At 62.4% G+C, this 22,493-nt stretch carries 20 protein-coding genes; 15 read left to right on the plus strand and 5 right to left on the minus strand.

The genetic code is table 11. The features are described from left to right. The first annotated feature begins 11 nt into the window (after positions 1 to 11). From AC6H4Z_RS04195 to AC6H4Z_RS04225, 7 genes are all read left to right on the plus strand, one after another. A complete protein-coding gene (locus tag AC6H4Z_RS04195) occupies positions 12 to 1,412 on the plus strand; it encodes a hypothetical protein (protein ID WP_497545483.1) in 1,401 nt (466 codons plus the stop codon). Positions 1,413 to 1,417: 5 nt separating this feature from the next. After that, the gene (locus tag AC6H4Z_RS04200) at positions 1,418 to 2,620 is read left to right on the plus strand and encodes a dipeptidase (RefSeq protein WP_497545484.1); all 1,203 of its coding nucleotides are present in this window, start codon (positions 1,418 to 1,420) and stop codon (positions 2,618 to 2,620) included. 65 nt (positions 2,621 to 2,685) lie between these two features. Beyond that, complete coding sequence (locus AC6H4Z_RS04205) at positions 2,686 to 4,119, plus strand: CapA family protein (protein ID WP_497545485.1); 1,434 nt, start codon at positions 2,686 to 2,688, stop codon at positions 4,117 to 4,119. 49 nt (positions 4,120 to 4,168) lie between these two features. Continuing rightward, positions 4,169 to 5,674 carry a S10 family serine carboxypeptidase-like protein gene (locus AC6H4Z_RS04210; RefSeq protein ID WP_497545486.1) on the plus strand — a complete coding sequence of 502 codons (1,506 nt, stop codon included), beginning with the start codon at positions 4,169 to 4,171 and terminating at the stop codon, positions 5,672 to 5,674. After that, positions 5,671 to 6,723, plus strand: a complete 1,053-nt coding sequence (locus tag AC6H4Z_RS04215; protein ID WP_497545487.1) for an alpha/beta fold hydrolase — start codon at positions 5,671 to 5,673, stop codon at positions 6,721 to 6,723. Before AC6H4Z_RS04210 ends, AC6H4Z_RS04215 begins: the two co-directional genes overlap by 4 nt. Further along, positions 6,720 to 8,465: an LVIVD repeat-containing protein gene (locus tag AC6H4Z_RS04220; protein WP_497545488.1), complete on the plus strand. Its 1,746-nt coding sequence runs from the start codon at positions 6,720 to 6,722 to the stop codon at positions 8,463 to 8,465. The genes AC6H4Z_RS04215 and AC6H4Z_RS04220 overlap by 4 nt, the downstream gene beginning before the upstream one ends. Positions 8,466 to 8,518: 53 nt before the next feature. After that, a complete protein-coding gene (locus tag AC6H4Z_RS04225; protein ID WP_497545489.1) occupies positions 8,519 to 10,138 on the plus strand; it encodes a hypothetical protein in 1,620 nt (539 codons plus the stop codon). 12 nt (positions 10,139 to 10,150) lie between these two features. On the opposite strand, the gene AC6H4Z_RS04230 is transcribed toward AC6H4Z_RS04225, so the two are convergent. Beyond that, the gene (locus AC6H4Z_RS04230; protein ID WP_497545490.1) at positions 10,151 to 11,380 is read right to left on the minus strand and encodes an aminotransferase class V-fold PLP-dependent enzyme; all 1,230 of its coding nucleotides are present in this window, start codon (positions 11,378 to 11,380) and stop codon (positions 10,151 to 10,153) included. 103 nt (positions 11,381 to 11,483) lie between these two features. Between AC6H4Z_RS04230 and AC6H4Z_RS04235 the strand changes: the two genes are divergently transcribed. Further along, the gene (locus tag AC6H4Z_RS04235) at positions 11,484 to 13,100 is read left to right on the plus strand and encodes a hypothetical protein (protein WP_497545491.1); all 1,617 of its coding nucleotides are present in this window, start codon (positions 11,484 to 11,486) and stop codon (positions 13,098 to 13,100) included. 16 nt (positions 13,101 to 13,116) lie between these two features. Here the strand turns inward: AC6H4Z_RS04235 and AC6H4Z_RS04240 are convergent, their stop codons facing one another. Both AC6H4Z_RS04240 and AC6H4Z_RS04245 read right to left on the minus strand, forming a co-directional pair. Then, a complete protein-coding gene (locus tag AC6H4Z_RS04240; protein ID WP_497547011.1) occupies positions 13,117 to 13,476 on the minus strand; it encodes a cupin domain-containing protein in 360 nt (119 codons plus the stop codon). Positions 13,477 to 13,697: 221 nt separating this feature from the next. Then, positions 13,698 to 14,528, minus strand: coding sequence for an alpha/beta hydrolase (locus AC6H4Z_RS04245; protein WP_497545492.1), 831 nt, complete (start codon positions 14,526 to 14,528; stop codon positions 13,698 to 13,700). 140 nt (positions 14,529 to 14,668) lie between these two features. Between AC6H4Z_RS04245 and AC6H4Z_RS04250 the strand changes: the two genes are divergently transcribed. Further along, the gene (locus tag AC6H4Z_RS04250) at positions 14,669 to 14,818 is read left to right on the plus strand and encodes a lmo0937 family membrane protein (RefSeq protein WP_497545493.1); all 150 of its coding nucleotides are present in this window, start codon (positions 14,669 to 14,671) and stop codon (positions 14,816 to 14,818) included. A 6-nt stretch (positions 14,819 to 14,824) separates the two neighbouring features. On the opposite strand, the gene AC6H4Z_RS04255 is transcribed toward AC6H4Z_RS04250, so the two are convergent. After that, a complete protein-coding gene (locus tag AC6H4Z_RS04255; protein WP_497545494.1) occupies positions 14,825 to 15,589 on the minus strand; it encodes a hypothetical protein in 765 nt (254 codons plus the stop codon). After that, complete coding sequence (locus AC6H4Z_RS04260; protein WP_497545495.1) at positions 15,586 to 15,948, minus strand: hypothetical protein; 363 nt, start codon at positions 15,946 to 15,948, stop codon at positions 15,586 to 15,588. The genes AC6H4Z_RS04255 and AC6H4Z_RS04260 overlap by 4 nt, the downstream gene beginning before the upstream one ends. A 182-nt stretch (positions 15,949 to 16,130) precedes the next feature. Here AC6H4Z_RS04260 and AC6H4Z_RS04265 point away from each other — a divergent pair, with 182 nt between their 5' ends. The 6 genes from AC6H4Z_RS04265 (at position 16,131) to AC6H4Z_RS04290 (ending at position 22,490) form a co-directional block, all read left to right on the plus strand. Then, a complete protein-coding gene (locus AC6H4Z_RS04265) occupies positions 16,131 to 16,973 on the plus strand; it encodes an Lcl C-terminal domain-containing protein (RefSeq protein ID WP_497545496.1) in 843 nt (280 codons plus the stop codon). A 158-nt stretch (positions 16,974 to 17,131) separates the two neighbouring features. Further along, entirely contained in the window at positions 17,132 to 17,776 is a 645-nt protein-coding gene (locus AC6H4Z_RS04270; RefSeq protein WP_497545497.1) for a YceI family protein, read from the plus strand. A 143-nt stretch (positions 17,777 to 17,919) separates the two neighbouring features. Next, positions 17,920 to 18,993, plus strand: a complete 1,074-nt coding sequence (locus tag AC6H4Z_RS04275) for a multicopper oxidase family protein (RefSeq protein ID WP_497545498.1) — start codon at positions 17,920 to 17,922, stop codon at positions 18,991 to 18,993. A gap of 43 nt (positions 18,994 to 19,036) precedes the next feature. Further along, positions 19,037 to 20,104 carry a sensor histidine kinase gene (locus tag AC6H4Z_RS04280; protein WP_497545499.1) on the plus strand — a complete coding sequence of 356 codons (1,068 nt, stop codon included), beginning with the start codon at positions 19,037 to 19,039 and terminating at the stop codon, positions 20,102 to 20,104. Between the two features lie 8 nt (positions 20,105 to 20,112). Next, on the plus strand, positions 20,113 to 20,775 hold the full coding sequence (locus AC6H4Z_RS04285; protein ID WP_497545500.1) for a response regulator: 663 nt from the start codon (positions 20,113 to 20,115) through the stop codon (positions 20,773 to 20,775). Between the two features lie 38 nt (positions 20,776 to 20,813). Then, positions 20,814 to 22,490, plus strand: coding sequence for a sensor histidine kinase (locus tag AC6H4Z_RS04290; protein WP_497545501.1), 1,677 nt, complete (start codon positions 20,814 to 20,816; stop codon positions 22,488 to 22,490). The last annotated feature ends 3 nt before the right edge of the window (positions 22,491 to 22,493 follow it).

Raw genomic sequence — 22,493 nt, forward strand, 5'->3', positions numbered from 1 at the left:
ACGAAACGCATATGAAGTTCATGAATTGCGCGCGGTGGACGACAGTGGGAGCGGTGGCGCTTCTCCCTGCGTTGATCAGCGGATGTGACCTCAAGCAGTCGCTCCTGTCGCCACAGCAGCCTGGCGTCATCGGCCCGACGAGCGTGACCACGCCCACGGGCGCCGAGGCGTTGCGCGTCGGCGCGCTTGGTTCGTTCAAAGCGTGGGTAGCGGGTGGCGGCGTCAACTTCGCCAACCTGCCCATGATGAGTGATCTGGTAACCGACGAGTGGGCCAGCGGCGATACCCAGAGTCAGCACAACGAAACCGACCAGCGCACGATGCAGAGTAGCAACGGCGTGCTCGCGTCGGCGTATACCTCTGCTCAACAGGCGCGTGGTTTCGCGATCACGGCGATCGACGCGCTCCGACAGTACGTCACACCGCCGCCGGCCGCCGAGATTGGCGAGTTGTATTTCGCGCTGGGATTTGCGGAGCTGCAGATGTCGGAAGACTTCTGCAACGGCGTTCCGTTCGGATCCATGGTCGCTGGCGTTCCGACGTATACGCAGCCGATCACGAACGTCGACGGCTTCAAGCTCGCGACTGCTCGGTTCGACAGCGCGCTGACGACGGTGACGGGGACGGATGCGCAGAGCATTGCCATCCATCGCGTGAACGAGATTGCCAAGGCGCGCGCGCAGGTCAACCTCGGCAACTATGCTGCGGCGGCCGCGCTCGTGGCAGACGTTCCGACGAACTACCAGTACCTGCTGACGTTCTCGCTGACGACCACGAGCTCGGAGCTGTATCTGCTCAACGGAAATCCGGCGTCGCGGTTCGTCGTCGGCGACAGCTTTGCCGTGGTCAACGGTGCGTCGAGCGTGATCAAGAACGCGCTGCCGTTCGCGTCGGCCAACGATCCACGCATTCCAGTGACGGGTGCGACGAACAACACCACGAGGAAGGGCTTCGATGGCAGCACGCCATGGGTTGGTCAGTTGCTCTATGGCCAGACCGACGCGTTCCCGGTGCTCACGGGTATTGATGCCCGATTGATCGAAGCCGAGGCGAAGATCGCCACTGGCGACTACGCGGGCATGTTTGCGACGCTCAACGCCCTTCGTACGTCGGCACAGACGATTGGCAGCAAGACGATCGCTGCGATGCCGGCGCTCACGACCGCGCCAACGACGAAGGATGCTGCGCTCACGCTGTTCTTCCGTGAGAAGGCATTCTGGCAGTTCGGCCGCGGCTTTCGGTTGGGCGACATGCGACGGCTGATTCGGCAGTATGGCCGCACGCAGGACAACGTGTTCCCGGTCGGAACGTGGTTCAAGGGCGGTTCGTACGGCACCGACGTCAATCTCCCGATGGTGGACACGGAGTTGACCAACCCGAACTTCCACGGCTGTCTTGATCGCAATCCGTAGTCATCATGTCTGCTGACGGAGCTGGGCCGATTTCACGGCGTGCGATGGTTGCGGCGCTGACCGCAGGTGTCGCAACCATTGGCGCGCCAGCGGTGCTGCGTCGTCGGTTCCAGCTTTTCGCTAGCACGACCACAGAGTACTCGGAACGAGCCATTCGGCTCGTTCAGGGTACCGTGGTGGTCGACATGCTCAATCAGTTTCGCTTTGCCGACACGGCTCTGCAGCCACCGCTCAGTCAGCGGTGGCTTCGGCAGCCTGGTGCGTTCACCGCCGAGAATTGGGCGGAGTACAAAAACTCTGGATTTCGAGTGTTTGGACTCGGCGGTGGCGGCTCCGGTTATGAGGGAGCGCTCGTCGAAATGGCGGAGTGGAATGGCTTTGTCGCGGCGTATCCGGAGTGGTTCACGCGGATCGCCATGGCGGGCGACTTCGAGCGACTCGCGACGAATGGCAAGATCGGAATTCTCGTCACCATGCAGGACGCGGATCATTTTCGCACGGTGAACGACGTCGATCTGTTCTGGTCGTTGGGCCAACGCGCGTCACAGCTCACGTACAATCGAACGAGTCGGCTAGGGTCGGGCTTTCTCGCCGACACCGATGCGGGCCTCACGGAGTACGGTGGACAGGTGCTCGCGCGGATGCAGCAGGTCGGCATGGCGGTCGATCTCTCGCATGCTGGCGATCGCACCACATTGGACGAGCTGGCGGCGGCGACAAAGACTGTGATTGTTTCACACGGAGCGTGCCGCGCCCTCGTGCCCGGGCATCTCCGAGCCAAGACCGACGAGATGATCGCTAAGGTCGCGAAGCTCGGTGGCGTGATCGGAATTCCGATGATCCGGTTCATGGTCAAGCTCGACGAGCCCGTGACCATTGAGAACGCGCTGGATCATTTCGATCACGTGGCGAAAACCGTGGGCGTCGAGCACGTTGGTATCGGTGGCGACCTCGATCTCGTTGGCAACGCGAATCCGGTGAACAGCAGCGCCGCGACGCAGGCGATTCCGAGCAACCAGCCGAACTTCGATCGCTATCACTTCCACGCTGGCCCCGACGGAAAGCTGGCGGTTCCGGGCCTCGATCATCCCAAGCGGACGTACGATCTTGCCGAAGGGCTGATTCGCCGAAAATACAGCGACGCGGACATCGGCTTGATCCTGGGCGGCAATTGGCGACGGGCGTTGTCGTCGATCTGGGGCGTCTAAGTCGGCGCACGAGTGCAGATTCCGGCGGTGCTGCGCAGCGACGGACTTTCTTCTTGGAGTTGACCATGTATCACGCAGTTCGTGCGGCGTCTCTGGCCGCGATGTTCGTCGCATTGGCGCAAACCGCCGGCGCACAGTCAGACTCGACGCTGCGTTCTCCTCCGCCGACCGGCCAGACCACGACGGCGTCACTCGTGTTTCCAACGCCGCCGCGCGCGACCGTAAAAGACGGATTCGTGTACGCGGTGCTCGGCGACATCTCGCAAGTCCGCCCTGTCACGGGCCTCGGCGTGCAGGAGCTCGACAACGTCCTGCGCATCGTACGAGGCGCCGACTTCGCACTCGCGAATCAGGAAGGTCCGGCATTCCACGTCCAAACCAAGAAGTTCGCGGTCAATGAAACGGGCGCGATGATGCCCTCGGATACGACAGCGCCGTGGGACATCAAGAACATGGGCGTGCGCATGGTCACCGTCGCCAACAATCACGGCATGGACTACGGCGCCGATGCGTTGGCCGAGGACATTCGCCTTCTGAATGCCGCGGGCCTGGCATACGCTGGTGCGGGCAACAACCTGCGCGAGGCGCGCGCCGCAACGCTTCTCACGACACCCAAAGGCCGCGTCGCCGTCGTGGCGACTGCTGGCACGTTCAAGCCGAACTTTGTTGCCGCCGACGGACGCGGCGCGCTCGCCGCGAGGCCGGGCATCAGCACAGTGCGCACGACGCTGTTCCAGCAAGTCACGGCGCCAGAGATGAAGGCGCTGCAACAACTCAAGGCCATGCGTTCGCCGGGCAGCGACGTCGACGCAACGGTTCCACAGCAGCTGATGGTGCTCGACCAGATCTACCAGCTCGGCGACAAGCCGGGGCTGTCGTATCGGATCAATCAGTTCGATCTGAAGGACATCATGCAGGCGGTGCACACGGCGAAGCAGAATTCTGACCTCACCGTGTTCACGATTCACGCGCATCAATCGGCCACCGGCGAAGACGATACCAACCCGGTTCCGGGCGACTATCTCGTGCAGCTCTTTCACAGCGTCGTGGACGCTGGTGCCGACGTCGTTGCCGGTCATGGTAACCATTTGATCCGCGGTATAGAGATCTATAAAGGCAAACCGATTTTCTACGGGCTCGCGAGCTTCTCGTTCTCTGGCCAGCCCGCCGGCACGAACATGGGCGGTGAACCGAGGCTTCTCTCTGCGCCCGGTCCGACGGGCCCGCCGAGCGACCAGTCGATCCGCCAGTTGGGGGGCGGCGTGACGCTCACGATGTGGGAGAGCATCTTCGCCACGACCACGTGGGAGGGTGGAAAGCTGAAGGAAGTTCGGATCTACCCGATCGACCTGAATGCGGCCGGCAAGAAGCCAAAGGGAGTTCCGTCGTTCGCGTCACCGGAGCTCGCGAAGAAGATCCTCAACGAGATGAAGACGATGTCGGCGGCCTTCGGGACGAACGTGCAGATCGAAGGCGACGTCGGAGTCATTCGTCCGTAGCCGCGCGACGCCGACGAGTACGCCTTCGATTCCGCGAGGTTACACAGCCATGAGATCCTGGCGCTGGCCATCAGCGGTCCTCAACATTGCGGCGTGGATGTCCATTGGCGTCGCGGCTCATGCGCAGGTGGAACCGGAGCGCACGCCCGTCGTCACGCGTCATCAGATCGCGATCAACGGGCGCCCGCTCGCCTACACTGCCGAGGTCGGGCGCGTTGCAATTAGAGATGTAGAAACTGGCGAGCCGCACGCGCACATGTTCTACACGGCGTATCGCGTCTCGTCGCCGGGGAAGAAGCGACCAGTGATGTTCATCTGGAATGGCGGACCGGGTTGGCCGGCGCTGCCGCTCCACTTCGAAGTCGCTGGTCCCAAGCGGGGCGAAGGCGATCGGATCGTCGACAATGCCGACACCTGGTTGACCGAGAGTGATCTCGTGTTCATCGATCCGGTCGGCACAGGGTGGAGCCGCGCAACGAAACCGGAGTACGTCAAGGAATTCGCCATCATCGTTGGCGACGTCATGGCCGAGGCGGAATTCATTCGCAGCTGGTTGCTGCTCCACGACGCCGAGGACGCGCCGATCATCATTGCGGGCGAGAGCTATGGGTCGTCGCGCGCCGGTCGAGTCGGATATGCGGTGCTCAAGCGTGGCATCAACGTCGCCGGGATCATGCACATTTCTGGCAACACGGATCTGCCGTCGTTCGAGAATGCGCATACCGTCGATTGGGCGATGCACGTTGCTGACATGGCCGTCGTTGGGTTGTATCTAAAGAAGACGCCGCCGGAATTGGGATCGACGCCCGATGCGGTGCGCACAGCGACGGAGAAGTGGGTGCGCGAGCGATATCTGCCCGCCATTCTTCGTGTCGACAGCCTGTCGGATCAGGAACGGAATCAGATCGCCGCGGAGTTGACTGCGCATACGGGATACAACACCGATCGTCTCGACCGAACGAAGTTGATCTTGTCGTCGCAGGGCTGGTTTGGGGCGTTCCCTATCGACGGGAAACGCGCGCTGACGTCCGACTATCGTCGGTCCACGCCGTTGGTCCAGCCGTGGATCCCGGCGGCGTTGCGCTATCTGCGCCGCGACCTCGGCTATCGAACCGATCTGCCGTACATCGGCATGGATGGCGGCGAAACCGTGGAGCAAGGCTTCGCGCCGTCGGGGAAATATCCGGCGAGCATGAACTCGCAGTGGGTGCATTCGGCGATCTACGACGCGACGCCGGAGCAATTCGCCAAGGCGCGTGAAAACTTCGCCAAGGCCGGCATGCTCGGTATCCCGCAAGTCGGTTCGTTGCCGTCGACGCCAGAAGCCATCGTACTCAATCCAAAGCTCAAGGTGCTCGTGGCCCAGGGCGCCTACGATCCGCTTGGCGGCTGCTCGATCAACTCGGAGCGTGCGCGGCGGCTACAGTCGCCGTACAGGGAAGCAGTTCAGTGGAAGTGCTATGACGGCGCGCATCAGATGTATCTCGACATGCCAGCGCGCACGCTGTTCAGCAACGATGTGCGAGCATTCATTCGCACCGCGGTGCCGCAGTGAAGCGCTTCATCGCGCCTGTGCTTTTCCTCGCATCCGCCGCCGCCGCGCAAGCGCCGCCCGGTACCGACTACGTCATTCCGAATTTCGCGTTCGAGACTGGCGCGACCATGCCGCAGCTTCGCGTTCACTACTACACGTTTGGCAAGCCGAGGCGCGACGCGGCCGGCAGCGTCCGAAACGCGGTGCTGATCGTTCATGGAACGACTGGATCTGGCGCTCCGTTCGCGAACAAGACGTTCGCGGGTGAACTCTTCGGACCGGGTCAGCTCCTCGATACATCCAAGTACTATGTGGTGATTCCCGATGCCATTGGGCACGGGAAGTCGAGCAAGCCCAGCGACGGAATGCGCGCGAGCTTTCCGAAGTACAACTACAACGACATGGTGCTCGCGCAGCACGAGCTTCTCACCAAGGGGCTTGGCGTCGATCACCTGCGTCTCATGCTTGGTACGTCGATGGGTTGCATGCACGCTTGGGTGTGGGTCGAGCGCTACCAGAGCTTCATCGACGGCGCAGTGCCATTGGCTTGCGCGCCGACGGAGATCGCCGGTCGCAACCGGATCACTCGCAAGCTGATGATCGAGTACGTGACGAGCGATCCGGCGTACAAGGGCGGCAACTACACGACGCCACCGATGGATGGACTTCGTGCCGCGACAGCGATCATCAATCTCTCCGGCACGTCCCCGAAGATGATGCAGAAGCAGGCGCCGACGCGCGCCGCGGCCGACTCGTCTGCCATGCGCACGGCTCACGCCGCGCAAAGCAATTTCGACGCGAACGATCTCATTTATGCACTGGACGCGTCGCGGGACTACGATCCGTCGCACGACCTCGAGAAGATCACGGCGCACGTACTCGCGATCAATTCCGCCGACGACTTCATCAATCCGCCCGAGCTTGGGCTCATGGAGCAGCTCATGCCGCGCGTGAAACACGGGCGATACGTGCTGCTTCCCATCACTGACGACACTCGCGGTCACGGTACGCATTCGCTTCCGGCAATCTGGAAGGGCTACCTCGCCGAGTTCCTGAAGGAGTTGCCATGAAACGATTCGTTGCCGCGGCGTTGGTCGCGGGGTTCTCGTTGATCGCCGGAACGGACGTTGGAGCACAGACGCCGGATCCGCGCGTCGGCCTGCGTGCAGGATGGATGGACGCCGGACAGGCGCTCTGGAACATGGAGCTGGTCTCGTCGACGCCGCGCCCCGCTGGTTTCTTCGACGCCGCACGTCTCAACGACTATTCGCTGATCAATTCCGATCTGGCGTTCGGCAAGAATTTCATCGTACAGGGAAGTTTCCACGGCTTCCAGATCTGGGACACGACGGATCCGACCGCTCCGAAGCTCCGAACGGCGTTCGCGTGCCCCGGCGGCCAGATGGATCCGTCGATCTATCGGAATCTCCTGTTCCTCGCAGTCGAGATGCCAAACGGCCGCGTCGACTGCGGCACGCAGGGCGTGCGAGACTCGGTGAGCAAAGACCGCTTCCGCGGCGTGCGCATTTTCGACATCAGCGATCTCGATCATCCGAAACAGATTGCGGCCATTCAGACGTGTCGTGGCGCTCATACGCAAACCCTGATCGAAGATCCGAACGACAAGGCGAACATCTACATCTACGGGTCGGGAACGGCCGTGGTGCGATCGCCGAATGAGCTAGCAGGGTGTTCAGGCAAGCCGGCCGACAAGGATTCCAGTACGTCGTTGTTCCGCATCGACGTCATCAAAGTGCCGCTCGCCGCGCCGCAGAATGCGCGCGTAGTCAGCTCACCGCGAATCTTCGCCGACTCCGGCAGGATCGCGGGACTGTGGATGGGGGGGAACCACGGCGAGGGTACGCAGACCACGGGAATCACCGACCAATGTCACGACATCACCGTGTATCCGGCGATTCGACTCGCCGCCGGTGCGTGTTCGGGCAACGGTATTCTGATCGACATTGCGAATCCGTCGAAGCCGCGCCGCCTCACAGCCGTTTCCGACGTGAACTTCGCCTACTGGCACTCGGCGACATTCAACAACGACGGCACGACGGTCGTCTTCACCGACGAATGGGGCGGTGGACAAGCGCCGCGTTGCCTTGCGGCAGATCGCCCAGAATGGGGCGCCGATGCCATCTTCAAACTCTCCGGACACACGCTCACGCAAGTGAGCTACTTCAAGCTGCCGGCAGCGCAGACGGCGCAAGAGAACTGCGTCGCGCACAATGGCTCGCTCATTCCAGTGCCGGGTCGCGACATCCTCGTCCAGGCGTGGTACCAGGGCGGAGTATCTGTCGTCGACTTTACCGACGCGGCTCACCCGAAGGAGATCGCATACTTCGACCGCGGCCCAGTCGACTCGACGCGACTCGTGTCATTTGCCGGATCTTGGGGCGCGTACTGGTACAACGGTCACATCGTGAGCTCGGAGATCGCCCGCGGTCTCGACATTCTTTCGCTCAAGCCGAGCGAACTGCTTTCACAGAACGAAATCGACGCGGCAAATCTCGTTCGCTTCGACGTGTTCAATCCGCAGACGCAGCCAAAGATCGTTTGGCCCGCGGCATACCCAGCTGCCCGCGCATATCTCGACCAGCTCGCGCGAAATGACGGACTCGCAGCGAATCGTCGTGAGGCAATCGGCCGCGAGCTCGATCGCACGGAGCAACTCGGCAGTGCGCAGCGCAAGTTGCCACTCGAGAAGCTTGCCGCGCAGATCGCGCGCGACGCCACCAGCGCGAGCGACGCAACGCGAGTACGAGCGTTAGCCGCAGCGGTCAAGGCGTTGGCGAATAAGAAGTCTTGACCCACGCACAAGCGACTGCGTTTTCTAAACCCTTGCTGACCGGAACAGTTCAGATGCGAATCTCATCGCTTGTCGGACAAATATTGTGCGGCGCAATCATCGTTGCCCCGGCTGCGGCGCAGCGAGGCAGAGGCGTGCCGGTCGTTGTCGATCCTGCGGCGACCGCGGACATTGTCGTGCGTCCGGTTCGCAATGGGTCACCCGATGTACAGTACGCCGAGGTTCACGAGGTGTTCACGCGGAGTCCCGGCGTGACCAACGCGAATTTCTCCGTGCAAGTGCCGGGACCTCCACCGGGTGCTCCTCCTGCAGGTCTGGAAGTCGTGGAGATGTCCGATGCCAACGGAGCCGTTCCCGTCGTCACGGACAGCGGTGGTGGCCGTCCGTGGCGCGCACAGCGTCCGGTCACGTATCCGGTGATGATCACATTCAAGGCGCGCATGTGGCCGCCCGGAACGCGCACCAATCCATCGCCAATGCTGCGCACCGCGGAGGGCGCGGTGAGCGCTCAGGGCAGCGGCATGTTTGTGGTGCCGTCAGATGGCGTCAACTATGCGGGTCATTTCCGGTGGGACCTGAGCGACCTCGCTCCTGGCTCGATCACGACGTCGGGGCTGACTGACGAAAACGACGTTCGCGCGCCAATCCAGACGCTCACGCAGAATTTCTACATGGCCGGGCCGCTCCATCGCTATCCAGCGAAGGGAGATCGCGACGGCTTCGCTGCGTACTGGCACGGTGTGACGCGCTGGGATGGGCCGCGCGACATGGCGTGGGTTGCGTCGATGTATGAGTATATGCGAAAGACGTGGGGCGAGACGGAGCCACGCCGATATCGCGTGATGGGCCGGATGCTTCCACCGCCTGCGTACGGCGGCACCGCGACCGGAAATCAGTTCATGTTCAATCACCTGGCGGCGCAGTACGACACGAGCGACATCGGCCCGCTGCTTCTCCTGGCGCACGAGACCGGACACCTGTTCGTTCGCGGCCTGCAGAATCCGGGTGGCGGCGGCCCGTCGAACAACTGGTTCAGTGAAGGGCTAAACGAGTACTACGCCATCACGCTCGCGCTCCGCTCCGGGCTTGCGCCGCCCGATCTCGTCTTGGCGGAAATGAACACGCAGACGAAGAACTATTACACGAATCCGCGCAAGAACATGCCCGCGGACTCCGTCGCGATGAACAATCCGTTGACCGATGTCATGGCGCAGAACATCTCGTACGAGCGCGGCACATTGTTCTGGGCGGAGATGGACGCGCGTATTCGCGCCGCGAGCAAAGGGAAGCGCAATCTCGACAACGTCATGATCCCACTAGTCACACGCGCGCGGACGCTCGGCGGCGGCGGGACGGATGGAGGAATTCAAGCGAGACCCGGTGGGCAGCCGGGTTGGTTTACTCCCGACGAATTGGTCGATTCGCTCGTAAAGGAGGCCGGCCCGTCGGCACGACAGCTGTTCGATTCAGTGATTGTTCGCGGCAAGAGCATCGTTCCCACCGCGAGCGCGTTCGGACCGTGCTTTGAGCTGCGGCCCGCGAGGTATCAGGGGCGCTATCTCGGATCGAATGCGGCTCGTCAGGCGGCGGTCGGGCTTCCGCCGGCTCCCGATATCGACGCGTATCTCTGGGCGCGCACGTCAGTGCCGAATGAGCGGTGCCAGAAGTGGTAAGCGCAGAGCGAGCTACGCCAGTCGCTTGGTGACCACCAGCAAGCGATCGACGTCGTCAGCATTATTGAACAAAGCGATCGAGGCGCGAACGTGGTCGTCGCGCACGCTGACATCGACCTTCGCATCCTCGAACGCTTTTTCGATTTCCGCCTTCGGTCGCTTGCTGTAGAAACACAACACGGACGAACGATTGCCGGCCGGCGTGAACAGCTTGTAGCCCTGACCGAGGAGTCCGGCTTCGAGACGGCGCGTCAAGCCGAACGTGTGCTCGGCGATGCGATCGATACCAACCTTCTCGAGGTACGACAGCGCTGCGCCAAGCTGGTGCACCTCAGCGAACGGCAGCGACGCGTAGTTGTAGCGCCGCGCGTTCTTCTTGAGCTCGAAGTGATGGTCCGGAAGATCGGACGAAACTTGAAAGATGCCGAAGCGGTCCATCGGCACGCGATCGAGCAGCGACTGTTTGATGTAGAAGGGCGCCACGCCAAATCCGCCGAGAAGCCACTTGTACGTTCCAGCGCAGAGGAAGTCTACGTCGTCGGCATGGACGTCGATCGGAAACATTCCAACTGCTTGGATTGCGTCGACGTGCAGCAGCGCCCCATGCGCATGCGCGAGGTCGGCGAGCGCTTTCACGTCATGTCGCAAGCCGTTCACGGACGAGACGTACGAACAAGCGATGAGGCGCGTACGGTTGTCCACCTGGCGAGCAAAGTCGGCCGGCGTGATAGCGCCGTTTCGATTCTTGACGATACGCAGTTCGATCCCACGGCGCTTCTCGAGCTGCCGGTGTACGACGACGGCTCCGTCGTAATGCAGGTCGTCGATGACGACATTGTCGCCTGGAGCGAGCGGAACGTTGTTGGCAACCGTGTTCTCGCCTTCTGACGTGGCGAACACGAACCCGATTTCGTCCGGTGAGGCATTAATGAGTTTGGCGAACTGCGTACACACCGCACCTGTTTTGCCGAGCAATTCGCCGACGGAAATGGGACGCGTCGCCTTGGATTGGAGGAATGCCGCACCGGCTGCGGTGACGGCGCGCGGACTCGGAGTGATGTATGCGGCATTGAGGAACGTGCGTCCGTTTTCGAGGATCGGAAAATCCGCGCGCACGCCGAGCGGATCGTCGCCCGGAGCCAGTCGAATAGGCGACTCCGCGAATGCGCGCGTTGGAGCAACCACCGCGGCGGCGGCCATAGATGTCGCCGAGGCGACGAATGTGCGGCGATCGATCGGCATCGTTATCCTCTCCACTGATCTCGTCTTTCGAAACGACTTGCAGCTAACCATGCCAAACAAAGCGCCAATGCGCACCTTTTGCCATAGTGCGGGAGTCATTCAGATGCGCATTGCATCGTATGTGCTGAGAGTATTGTGCGGCGTCGTCATCGCTTCGCCCGCTGTCGCGCAGCGCGGCGGAGGACCGCCCCCTGTCATCGACCCAGCGGCGTCTGTCGACATTGTCGTGCGTCCGGTGCGCAACGGCGCGTCCGACGCGCAATACGCCGAGATTCGCGAGCGAATCGTTCGGAGTCCGGGAGTCACCAGCGCCGACTTCGCGGTTCAGGTCCCGGGTGGACCTCCGGGTCCGGCGGCGGCGGGTTTGGAGGTTGTGGAGATGACCGACGCTCAAGGTTCGGTCCCGGTTCTCGCTGACAGCGGAGGAAGCCGGCGGTGGCGCGCGCAGCGAGCGGTCACGTTCCCGGTGACCGTCACGTTCAAGGCGCGCATGTGGCCGCCCGGAACGCGCACCAACCCTTCATATATGTTGCGGGCCGCCGAGGGAGCCGTGAGTGGGCAGGGTACGGGCATTCTCGTCACGCCCACCGATGGTGTCGTCTATGACGCGCACTTTCGATGGGACCTCAGCGATCTCGCGCCCGGTTCGATCACGACGTCGGGTTTGACCGACCAGAACGACGTGCATGCTCCGCTCGCGACGCTCTCACAGAATTTCTTCATGGCGGGACCGCTCAATCGATATCCCGCGAAGGGAGATCGCGACGGGTTTGCCGCGTATTGGCACGGCACGCCGCCCTGGGATGCGCCGAAGGCGATGGAGTGGGTCGCGTCGATGTATGAGTATATGCGAAAGTTCTGGGGCGAGACATCGCCGCGGCGCTATCGCGTGCTGGGGCGAATGTTCCCGCCTCCCGCCATCGGCGGCACGGCACTCCTGAATCAGTTCATCTTCAATGCGCCGGCCGGGCCGCGCGACACGACGCAGATCGGTCCCCTGCTTCTGTTGGCGCATGAAACCGGACACCTGTTCGTCCGTGGACTTCAGAACCCCGGCGGCGGCGGCTCGTCGAACAACTGGTTCAACGAAGGGTTGAACGAGTACTACGCGGTCATCCACGCGCTCCGCTCCGGTCTCGCTTCGCCCGACCTCGTGTTGGAGCAGATCAATCTGCAGACGCGCAACTACTACACGAATCCGCGAAGGAATATGCCGGCGGATTCGATCGCCAGAACGAGTCCCTTCACTGATGGCCGGGCATACACGGCCTCGTACGAACGCGGCCTGCTGTTCTGGGCGGATATGGACGCGCGGATTCGCGCTGCGACGAACGGGCGGCGCAATCTCGACAGCGTCATGATCCCGCTCGTCACCCGCGCGCGCACACTCGGCGGCGAGGGAGACGCCAGCAACCAAGCGAAACCCGGCGGCCAGCCAGGCTGGTTTACTCCGGACGAGCTGGTCGACTCGCTCGCGAAAGCGGCTGGGCCGGACGCGCGACAGGTTTTTGATTCAGTGATCGTGCGCGGGCGGACGCTCGTTCCTCGGTCGAATGCATTTGGGCCGTGTTTCGAGCTTCGGCCGACCAAACTTGCCGATCGGTATATTGGCTCCGCGGATCCTCGGGCAGCGGCGGCGGGCCCGCCCGTTCCCGAAATCGATGCGTATCTCTGGGTGCGCGTCGCGTCAGTCCCAGACGCGCGCTGCCGTCGGTGGTGAAGCGCGCGACGCGAGATCAGCGCGCCTTTCGAGGATCGTCGTTGGGATCGACGTACTCGAGTCCGAGCGGACCAATTGCGGTGACTTGCGAGACGTACTCGCCCGACTGCGCCCAATGGAAGTGTGCCGTGCTGCCGGGTAGCACCACCACGCTTCCGGCGGCGTACGCCGTCAACGCTGACGCGTCGAACGTCGTCCCGCGTCCGACGTAGAAGATGCCCGAGATGACCGTGTAGATGCGGTCCTCGGGGTGCACATGCGGCATCAGCTTGATGCCGCCCGGTACTTTGACGCGAATCACGTATGGTCCGGGCTCTTTCGGGTCGCCAACAAGCACGGCGAGCCGCGCTTCCGCGGGGAACGCCGCGAAGGGCATCCACTCGATGTCCTCCGGACGAATCGAGCCGAAGCTCGTTGGTGACAGTGCGCGCGGCGTCAAAGCTGGCTCCAGAGAGATGTGGAAGGCTCTCAACCCGCGACGCGGCTTCGCATCGTGTGTGCCGGAAAGCGAGGGCCGGGTTCGCTCGCTAGCCACGTGAAAAACGGCCCGTCGAGTTCGCATCGACGGGCCGTTTGCACGAGCGTTATTAGAGATGTCTAGGCAGTGGCGATGTGCTGATCGATCCAGCGCTGAATGTCGCCGAGCACTTCTTCCTTGCCGAGATCGCTGAGCAGGTCGTGGTAGTGGCCTTCATACAACTTCAACGTCTTATCAGTCGAACCAGCGGTGTCGTAGAACAACTGGCTGCCGCTCGGCTTCGTGGCTTTGTCGGCCGTGCCGTGAAGAATGAGCACCGGAAGCGTGATCAACGGAAATTCCTTCTTGAGCCGCTCGTCGGCGCGCACCATCTCGGCAACCGTCTTCGTTGGTTGAACTTCATGGGCGATGAGCGGGTCGTTGTTCATCGCGGCAACGACCGCGGGATCACGCGAGAAATCCTCGTTCTTCAACTTGAGGACGTGTGCGTGCGGCGCGACGTGGCTCAGGCCCTTGAGAACCGCGAGTGCGAAATCGGGGGCGGGCACCTGATGCGCGAAGCTCTCGCAGATGAGGCCCGCGAGTTCGGACTGATGCTCGAGCGTGTACATACACGACACCACGCCGCCGGCGCTGTGACCGAGCAGGAAGACCGGTAGGCCCGGTTCCGCCGCCTTCGCCATCGAGACGAGAGTCGCGACGTCGCTGACGTAGTCGGCGAATGTCTCGACATAGAAGCGTTCACCGTCCGAGTTGCCGCGCCCTCGCAGATCGAGGGAGTACACCGCGAGCCCGGCATTCGTGAACTGTTCGGCGACCCACTGATACTGACCGCTATGGGCGTTGAAGCCCGGGACGATCACCACGACTGCGCGTGGCGCGTTCTTCGGGCGCCATGTGCGCGTGAAGATTTTCAGACCGCCGGTGCCTTCGAATGACCCGCTGTTCATCGTTTCGTGTTCCGGTTTGAAGGGGGAATGCGCGGAATGTAGCGCCGCAGGGCGCGAACTCACTGTGGGCGAGTGGCTTCGATCGACATCGAGGCATGGCTGTTGCCAAATAGCCGGGAAACCCTAACCATGGTTCACCGATGCTTTACACGCTCGCCGTTGTTCTCATTATCCTCTGGCTGCTCGGATTCACCATGTTCCACGTCGGTGGTCTGATCCACGTGCTGCTGGTGATCGCGATTGTTGCCGTCTTGCTTCGCGTCATCCAAGGCCGGAGGCCAGTCGCGTAGCGCGACTCAGCGCTCGTTCGCCTTGAACCCGTAGACTTCCACCCTCCGATCCTCCGCGAGTTGCGCGTCACCGGCAGCGCCAGCGACGCCCGTGGGGAGGGTGTGTCGCGGTCCTGCGGCTAGCGCGACCACTGAGCGAATCGAGGCCGCGCGACATCGCGTCGAGTCGCTGAGCATGGCCGCGATCTGATCGGCGCGTCGCTGTGCGAGCTCGAAATTCGACGCGAAGCGCGATTGCGCGCGGCCTGACAGCTCGCGTTGGTCGAATCGGCCGACGACGAGCGCGGAGCGGGAACCGGAATCGGCTAACGCCGCTCGCATCGCGCAGATCGCAATCGAAAAGCGTGGATCCGACGTTGCCGCCGATGCCGGTTCGAATTCGGGAAGCGCGCCAGCGACGGCAATCAGGGTGGTAAGGCTGTTTGCCTTCTTGGGTGCGGCGATGTTCGTGATCAGCACCAGGGCGAGCAGGAGAAACCCGAAGACATAGGACCAGATCCCGATGTTGTAGCCCCACGTCAGGTGTGGGCCAAACGCGGTTCCTCCGATGTTCTTCCACGCCGCGAGGGTCCCCCAGGTCGCGGCGAAGGTTGCCACAATCAGTAGAAACCACGCGCCCCACAGCATCCAACCGAAGCGCGGCGTTTGGTTGAACCGGTCGTAAAAATACGTGGCCGATAGCGTGAGCAATCCGGTCGCGAGGCCAACGATCCATTTGAGGGCGTCGCGAATCCAATCCAGCCTCGTTTCCCGCGGATCGGGAGCCGTCATGTTCGGAGCACATCGGCTGGATGGGCCCAGACGGCGCGCGGCGGGTCGACCGTGACCGGTGTTCCGCCCGACCCACCACTGCCACCCGAACCACCGATGCACAGCGGGCAGTCGCTCTGGTTCAGGAGAGAGATGACTTCCCGATCGCCAATGCGGAGCCGTCGATCCTCGCTTAGCGCTCGGAGCCGCGTGGCCGCCCACGACGCGGCCTGAAGCACGACTTCTCGAGGCTGCGCAAGTGCCGCGCGCTCGTATGCGGCACGGACGATGTCTGCAATTCGATTCGCAGTCGCAGCGTTTCCGTCGAGCTCGCGGAGGAATAGCTCGCGGGCGTCCTCGAGGTCCTGAATCGTGCTCATCTCTGAACTCGCCTCTGTTCGGGCCGGCTTGAATAACAGCCGCTCCGGCTTCCAGCGCCAGACTGGACGTCGAGTCGTGACGCAGTCGGCTACGCCTGCGGTCGAGGCGTAAGCACCTCGTCCAACTGGTACGTCTCCGCGCGAAATGGCGATCCTACTCATTCGAAGTTGCGGGAGAAGCAATGAGAGTATCGATCCGCCGCCATTCGGCGTGTGTGGCATTGGCGTCGTTGAGTCTGATCGCCTCGTGCGACGACCAGGCAGCCGTCATCAACTCCGTGCCGACAACGCTGGCACTCACGTCGATTCTGCCGCCGCAAGGCGTGCTCGCCGACAGCGTGCTCGTCACACTCCTCGGGACGAACTTCGTCGTTGGCGCGACGACCGTGAACGTTGCCGGCGGCGACATCGCAGTGCGCAATGTGAACGTCGCGGCCAGCGGACGAGAAATCACGGCCACGTTCATCATCAGTGGCGCGGCGACGATCGGCGGTCGTCAGGTGACGGTCACAGCGCGAGGGCAAACGAGCACCGCGCAACCCTTCACCGTCGTAGCAGGCGCACGCTTCGTCGACCTCGGCTCCGTGATTCGTGATACGAAGACGAATCTGTTCTGGGAGAAAAAGACTGCTCTGAACGATGGCGGCCTGCACGACGTGAACACCACGTACTCATGGTGTGCAGCGACGGGAACTATTGACGTTGGCGTCCCGTGCCAGAACAACACCGCGTCGTGGATTGGCAACGTGAATGCGTCGAACTTCGCCGGCTTCAATACCTGGCGCGTACCCACCGTGGCGGAGCTTCAGACAATCCTACTGACGCCGTGCCCGGGAAATGGTATCCCGTGCATCAACCCGATCTTTGGCCCGACGACGACGGCAGCCGGCGCGCAGTACTGGTCGTCGTCCGCATCGACCACCGACATCCTTTCGGCGTTCTTCGTCAATTTCGCTGACGGAGGAGTGACGCCGGATGCGAAGCTTACCAAGCATTTCGTTCGCGCGGTGCTGTCGTTTCCCTGAGGGAATTCTCTCTCTCATCGTCAGTCGTTCCCCGACCAACGTTCGTTCCTCTGCCCGACAGAGCTACGGAGCGTCAAAACCGATCTTCTCTGCAGTTCGATGGAACACCGTGCAGCGCCGACCGGCGCGGGTGAACCACCGACAGCCAGGGAGGAAGGATGACTGCCTCACGTTTCGCTGTTGCCGCGGTGGTTGTGCTGTTGACCCCGATCACCGCTACTGTCACTGCGCAGGAAACCGCTCGGGTTGCCGTTGCGCCCGAGAGCAAACTCTGGATCGAAGGGACGTCGAACCTGCACGGATGGAGCTGCAAGGCTGAAAAGCTCGAGGCGCAGCTCGACTTCGACGCGGCAGCCGCGACGCAGCTCACCACCGCTGCACCCCAGGCTCTCAAGCGCGTTCAGGTGAAGGTGCCCGTGAAGTCGCTCAAGTGCGGCCACGGTGCAATGGATGACAACCTGTACAAGGCGCTGAACGCCGACGCCACTCCGGAGATCAGCTACATCCTCGCGACGTTCGATGCCGTTCCCGCCGACGTGAAGGACTCCTTCACCCTTCGTACGATCGGCACGCTCACGGTGGCCGGGAAGGAAAACAAAGTCACCATGGACATCGAAGCCACACGTTCCGCCGACGGAACGGTGAAGGCGAAGGGCGTCGTACCGATCAAGATGACGGACTACGGCATCAAGCCGCCGACGGCCATCTTCGGCCGCCTCAAGACGGGCGATGAAGTGAAGGTCAACTTCGAGCTCACCGTCGGCGGAAAAGCCATCGCAACTGCGGTCAGCTCCCAGCCCTAAAGCGGCCCACCACAATGCCTCGGGGAATCCCTGACAAGCCGTCAGGAATTCCCCGTCGGTTTTTCCTCCCACTCCCCGACAGTGCACGTCGATCGCCAAACGTACACTCCCTTCAGCACACACTTCTGAATTCGAGACCGACAATGTCCGATACATCAGTACTCGATCTGCTCGAGAAGAACACCAGCCGCCGTCGATTCCTGCGCGACGGCGGAGTTGCCGCACTCGTCGCCGGCGTCGCGACCGCGTGCAAACCGGCATCGACAGCAAAGGCGGCCATCGCCCAACAGACGGTCGGTCAGACCGGCGGAACGATGGGCGCGCACGACACGGCTGCTGGAGCCGCGTCTGCCGCGGACGCGATGGATGCGATGCACGAGAAAGGCATCAAAGCCTTTCCGGCAAAGACTGCAGGCCTAGGCAATCAGCGCATGACGCCAAAGATGGACAAAGGCGTGAAGGTTTTCGAAATCACCGCGAAGAAGATTCAGTGGGAAACGGAGCCAGGTCGTCTCGTCGAGGCGTGGGCGTACAACGACCAGATTCCCGGCCCTCAGATTCGAGTGACGGAAGGCGACCGCGTTCGACTCATCCTTCACAACGAGCTGCCTGAATCCACAGCGGTCCATTTCCATGGACTCGAACTGCCGAACGACATGGACGGCGTACCGTTCATCACGCAGCCGCCGGTGAAGCCAGGCCAATCGTTCACGTACGAGTTCACGGTACCGAACTCCGGATCGCACATGTACCACTCGCATCACAACGCGAGCAAGCAGGTCGCGCTCGGCTTGCTTGGCGCATTCATCGTCGAACCGAAGGAAAAGACGCAGTACGACCACGCTGACGTTGACGAAGTGTTCATCCTCAACGACGGCGCGCACGGCTACACCTTCAATGGCAAGAGCTTTCCGGCAACGCAACCGCTCGTCGCAAAGCTCGGTCAGAAGATGCGCATTCGGTTCATGAACGAAGGCATGATGATCCATCCGATGCACCTTCACGGGATGCACATGACGATCATCGCCAAGGATGGGTGGCCTGTGCCGGCGCCATGGAAGTGCGACACGCTGAACGTCGCACCAGGCGAGCGGTGGGATGTGATCGTCAACTGCAACAATCCGGGAACGTGGGCGTTTCACTGCCACATCCTTCCGCACGCCGAATCGGATCACGGCATGTTCGGCATGGTAACGGCGCTCGTCGTGAACAAATAACAGAACGCGAATCACGCGTAGACCCCCGGCTTCGTTGCCTCGGATGACACGAACGGCCATACAGGGAACGGTTCCCAAGCTGCATGTTGCAGCGCGCGATCGGCAAAACGAGCGCAGCATCCGCCTCGCTGCGCTACGTGTGCCGCTCGCTACAAAGCTCGTCGGCGCGAATCTACTGGTCGTGGCGACGCTGCTCGGCGCACGATTCGTGAGCGGCGGACCGTTGAATCGCAGCGCGATGATCATCATTTCGGCCGTTGTCGCGCTGCACCTGGGGCTCGTGTTGGTGGCACTTCGGCCGATTCGCGACCTCGAAGCAGTGGCTGCCCGGGTATGGCGCGGTGATGTTGGCGCGCGCGTCGAGCGCTCGCGCGTTGCGGACCACGGTGTGCTCCGCGTTGGATCGATGTTCAACATCCTGCTCGACGGTCTCGAGCTGGACCGAACGCGCATGCGTGCGCTGACAACCGAAGTCATCGCCGCGGGCGACCGCGAACGCGCCGCGATTGCTCGCGAGCTGCACGACTCGGCCGCACAACATCTCGCTGCGCTGCTGTTGCAGCTTTCGGCGACGGCGCGCGATGCCGCCGATCCAGTCATCGCCGAGCGGGTCCGCGCGGCGCGCGATTCAACGGAAGGGATTCTCGAAGAGATCCGCCGGCTGTCGCACACCGTGCATCCGGCCGTGCTCGACGACCTCGGCCTCGAGGCGGCCTTGCGCAAACTCGCGCGCGATGCCTCTCACGGGAATGGAATCGACATCGACGTGAGTACGGCCGACGCGCCTCGCCGCCTTCCCGCGAACGTGGAGACCGTGCTGTATCGCGTGGCGCAGGAAGCCGTTCGCAATGCGACCAAGCACGCGTCGCCGAAACGAATTCGCATCAACGTCTTTCAATCGAGACCGTCGGTCACACTCGAAGTTCACGACGATGGGCATGGCTTCGATCTCGCCGGCGCAACTCGGCAGCGAGCTGGAATGGGGTTGCTGTCAATGCATGAGCGCGTCGGTCTCATCGACGGTGCGTTGGAGATCAAGACCGCTCCGGGCAGCGGAACTACCGTGTCCGCAACTGTTCCTCTCGACGCGCATTCATCCGCAGTAGATTAGGAGAAGCTATGACGAACGATCTCATCCGCGTGGTTCTGGCCGACGATCACAACGTTGTTCGCGCTGGCCTGCGCGCAGTGCTCGGCGTGGCCAAGGACATCGAGGTAATCGGCGAAGCCAAGACCGGTCGTGAGGCGGTCACGATGGCCGAGCGCTTCAAGCCGGACGTCGTCGTCATGGATCTCGACATGCCGGAGCTCGACGGCACCGCTGCGACGAAAGAGATCGTCATGAAGGGGCTCGCGGCCCGTGTACTCGTGCTGACGATGCACGCCGAGGAGGACTACCTCATTCCCTTGATGGAAGCCGGAGCTGCCGGGTACTTGGTGAAGAGCGCAGCCGACCGAGAGTTGGTCGACGCCGTTCGCGCCGTTGCACACGGTGATGTGTATGTGCGCCCAGCGGCCGCGCGGGTGCTGGCCAAGAATCTCACCAAGAAGGATCCCGCGGCCACTGATCGCGAACGGTTCGACAAGCTCACGCAGCGTGAACGCGATGTTCTCCGATACGTGGCGCAAGGGTTTTCGGCGCCGGAAATCGGTGAAAAGCTGTTCATCAGTCCCAAGACCGTCGATACGTACAAACAACGCATTCAGGAAAAGCTTGGGCTCTCCCATCGCTCTGATTACGTACAGCTCGCCCTGAAGTTGGGGATCCTCTCGGAGGTGTAAGTCTGTCGTCTACGCCGTGGCTCGTCGCGGGTGTGGCGGTGGCGCTCTTGGCCATTCAGCAGGCGTGGGTTCGCGCACGCCTCCGGGAACAGCGTCGCGCTCAAGACGCCATGCGCGCGTCGGAGGAGAAATTCTCCAGCATCCTCGCGATCGCCGCCGACGCGATCATCACGATCGACCACACGCAGCGAATCGTGCACTTCAATCGCGGCGCCGAGGAGATTTTTGGGTATACCGCGGCCGAGGCGATCGGACGCCATCTCGCCATTCTGCTCCCGCCGCGTTTCCGTACGTCGCACGAGACGCACATGGAACGATTCGCGCAATCGCCGACGACGGCGCGCCGGATGGGTGAACGTCGCGAGATCTTCGGTCTACGGAGTGACGGCACCGAATTCCCGGCCGAAGCATCGATCTCCAAGCTGGTCGTGCCGGATGGAATTCTTTTCACCGTCGTCCTGCGCGACATCACGACACAGAAGCGCGCCGAGGAAGGCGAACGTTTTCTGTCGGCGACGACGACCGATCTCGCGCAGACGCTCGCCGTCGATGCCACGGTGCGGGCCATCGTGGATTTGCCTGTCCCGCACCTCGCCGACGCGTGTATTCTCGATCTCGTGAGTCAGGGTGGAGAGTTCACGCGCCTCACGAGCACTCGTCAGCGCAGTGAACTGACGCCAGCGCTCGAGGCGCTCGCGGCGCACCCTCTCACCGCCGACTCGCCGTCGCCCGTCATCGATGTTGTACGTCGCAACCGACGCGAGTACGTCGAGACCGTGGACGTCGAGTGGCTCGAGAGCAACACGGACCCGGAGAGTCTCGAGTCGTGGCGACGGCTAGGAGCGCGGTCATTGCTCATTGTTCCCTTGCATACGGCGGGAGAAAGCCGCGGGGCAATCACACTGATTCGCACGGGCGATGCTGCATTCGATGCTGATCATCGTGCACTCGCAGAGAAGTACGCAATGAGCGCCGCGACCGCGCTCGAGAACGCGCGGCTCTATGACAGCGCGCAGCATGCCAACCGTGCTCGCGACGAAGTGTTGGGAATCGTCTCGCACGATCTGCGGAATCCGATCAGCGCGATTGCAATGTGCGCGCGTGTGCTCAAGGAGAATCCGCCATCGGATCCAGGCGCCAGAGCGGAATTGCTCGACACGATCCAGGAGTCGACGGACTGGGTGAATCGCCTCATCGCAGATCTGTTGGATGTGGCGAACATCGAGCGCGAGCGACTATCCCTCGAGATTCGACCCCACGAACCGTCGCAGCTCGCCTTGCAAGCGATTCACATGTTCGAGGTAGAAGCGCAGCAGCATGGAATCAGATTGGAGGCTCGGCTGCCAACCAATCTCCCACTGATTGCGGCGGACGGCGCGCGCGTCGTTCAGGTGTTGGGAAACCTGCTTCGCAACGCGATCAAGTTCACGCCGCGCGATGGAGTGGTCATCCTTGCCGTGGAGCCGCGCCAAGAGGGCGTCGTATTCTCGGTGACGGACACGGGTCCCGGAATCCACGCCGAGCAGCAAGCCAGAGTGTTCGAACGCTACTGGCAGTCGTCCAGCGGGGCCCGAACTCGCGGAACCGGCTTGGGGCTGTCGATTGCGAAGGGTATTATCGACGCGCACGGTGGACGCATCTGGCTCGAGAGCGAGGTGGGGAAGGGGAGCACGTTCTCATTCGCCATCCCGCACAGCGCAACGCGCGAGAGCTAACTC

This window comes from Leucogemmata humicola (assembly GCF_055379415.1).

What these genes read in the sequence shown, in the direction of transcription:
- AC6H4Z_RS04195 (WP_497545483.1), top strand. Translation starts at nt 12, where the DNA reads ATGAAGTTCATGAATTGCGCGCGGTGGACGACAGTGGGAGCGGTGGCG.
- AC6H4Z_RS04200 (WP_497545484.1), top strand. Translation starts at nt 1,418, where the DNA reads ATGTCTGCTGACGGAGCTGGGCCGATTTCACGGCGTGCGATGGTTGCG.
- AC6H4Z_RS04205 (WP_497545485.1), top strand. Translation starts at nt 2,686, where the DNA reads ATGTATCACGCAGTTCGTGCGGCGTCTCTGGCCGCGATGTTCGTCGCA.
- AC6H4Z_RS04210 (WP_497545486.1), top strand. Translation starts at nt 4,169, where the DNA reads ATGAGATCCTGGCGCTGGCCATCAGCGGTCCTCAACATTGCGGCGTGG.
- AC6H4Z_RS04220 (WP_497545488.1), top strand. Translation starts at nt 6,720, where the DNA reads ATGAAACGATTCGTTGCCGCGGCGTTGGTCGCGGGGTTCTCGTTGATC.
- AC6H4Z_RS04225 (WP_497545489.1), top strand. Translation starts at nt 8,519, where the DNA reads ATGCGAATCTCATCGCTTGTCGGACAAATATTGTGCGGCGCAATCATC.
- AC6H4Z_RS04230 (WP_497545490.1), bottom strand. Translation starts at nt 11,380, where the DNA reads ATGCCGATCGATCGCCGCACATTCGTCGCCTCGGCGACATCTATGGCC.
- AC6H4Z_RS04235 (WP_497545491.1), top strand. Translation starts at nt 11,484, where the DNA reads ATGCGCATTGCATCGTATGTGCTGAGAGTATTGTGCGGCGTCGTCATC.
- AC6H4Z_RS04240 (WP_497547011.1), bottom strand. Translation starts at nt 13,476, where the DNA reads ATGCCCTTCGCGGCGTTCCCCGCGGAAGCGCGGCTCGCCGTGCTTGTT.
- AC6H4Z_RS04245 (WP_497545492.1), bottom strand. Translation starts at nt 14,528, where the DNA reads ATGAACAGCGGGTCATTCGAAGGCACCGGCGGTCTGAAAATCTTCACG.
- AC6H4Z_RS04250 (WP_497545493.1), top strand. Translation starts at nt 14,669, where the DNA reads ATGCTTTACACGCTCGCCGTTGTTCTCATTATCCTCTGGCTGCTCGGA.
- AC6H4Z_RS04255 (WP_497545494.1), bottom strand. Translation starts at nt 15,589, where the DNA reads ATGACGGCTCCCGATCCGCGGGAAACGAGGCTGGATTGGATTCGCGAC.
- AC6H4Z_RS04260 (WP_497545495.1), bottom strand. Translation starts at nt 15,948, where the DNA reads ATGAGCACGATTCAGGACCTCGAGGACGCCCGCGAGCTATTCCTCCGC.
- AC6H4Z_RS04265 (WP_497545496.1), top strand. Translation starts at nt 16,131, where the DNA reads ATGAGAGTATCGATCCGCCGCCATTCGGCGTGTGTGGCATTGGCGTCG.
- AC6H4Z_RS04270 (WP_497545497.1), top strand. Translation starts at nt 17,132, where the DNA reads ATGACTGCCTCACGTTTCGCTGTTGCCGCGGTGGTTGTGCTGTTGACC.
- AC6H4Z_RS04275 (WP_497545498.1), top strand. Translation starts at nt 17,920, where the DNA reads ATGTCCGATACATCAGTACTCGATCTGCTCGAGAAGAACACCAGCCGC.
- AC6H4Z_RS04280 (WP_497545499.1), top strand. Translation starts at nt 19,037, where the DNA reads ATGACACGAACGGCCATACAGGGAACGGTTCCCAAGCTGCATGTTGCA.
- AC6H4Z_RS04285 (WP_497545500.1), top strand. Translation starts at nt 20,113, where the DNA reads ATGACGAACGATCTCATCCGCGTGGTTCTGGCCGACGATCACAACGTT.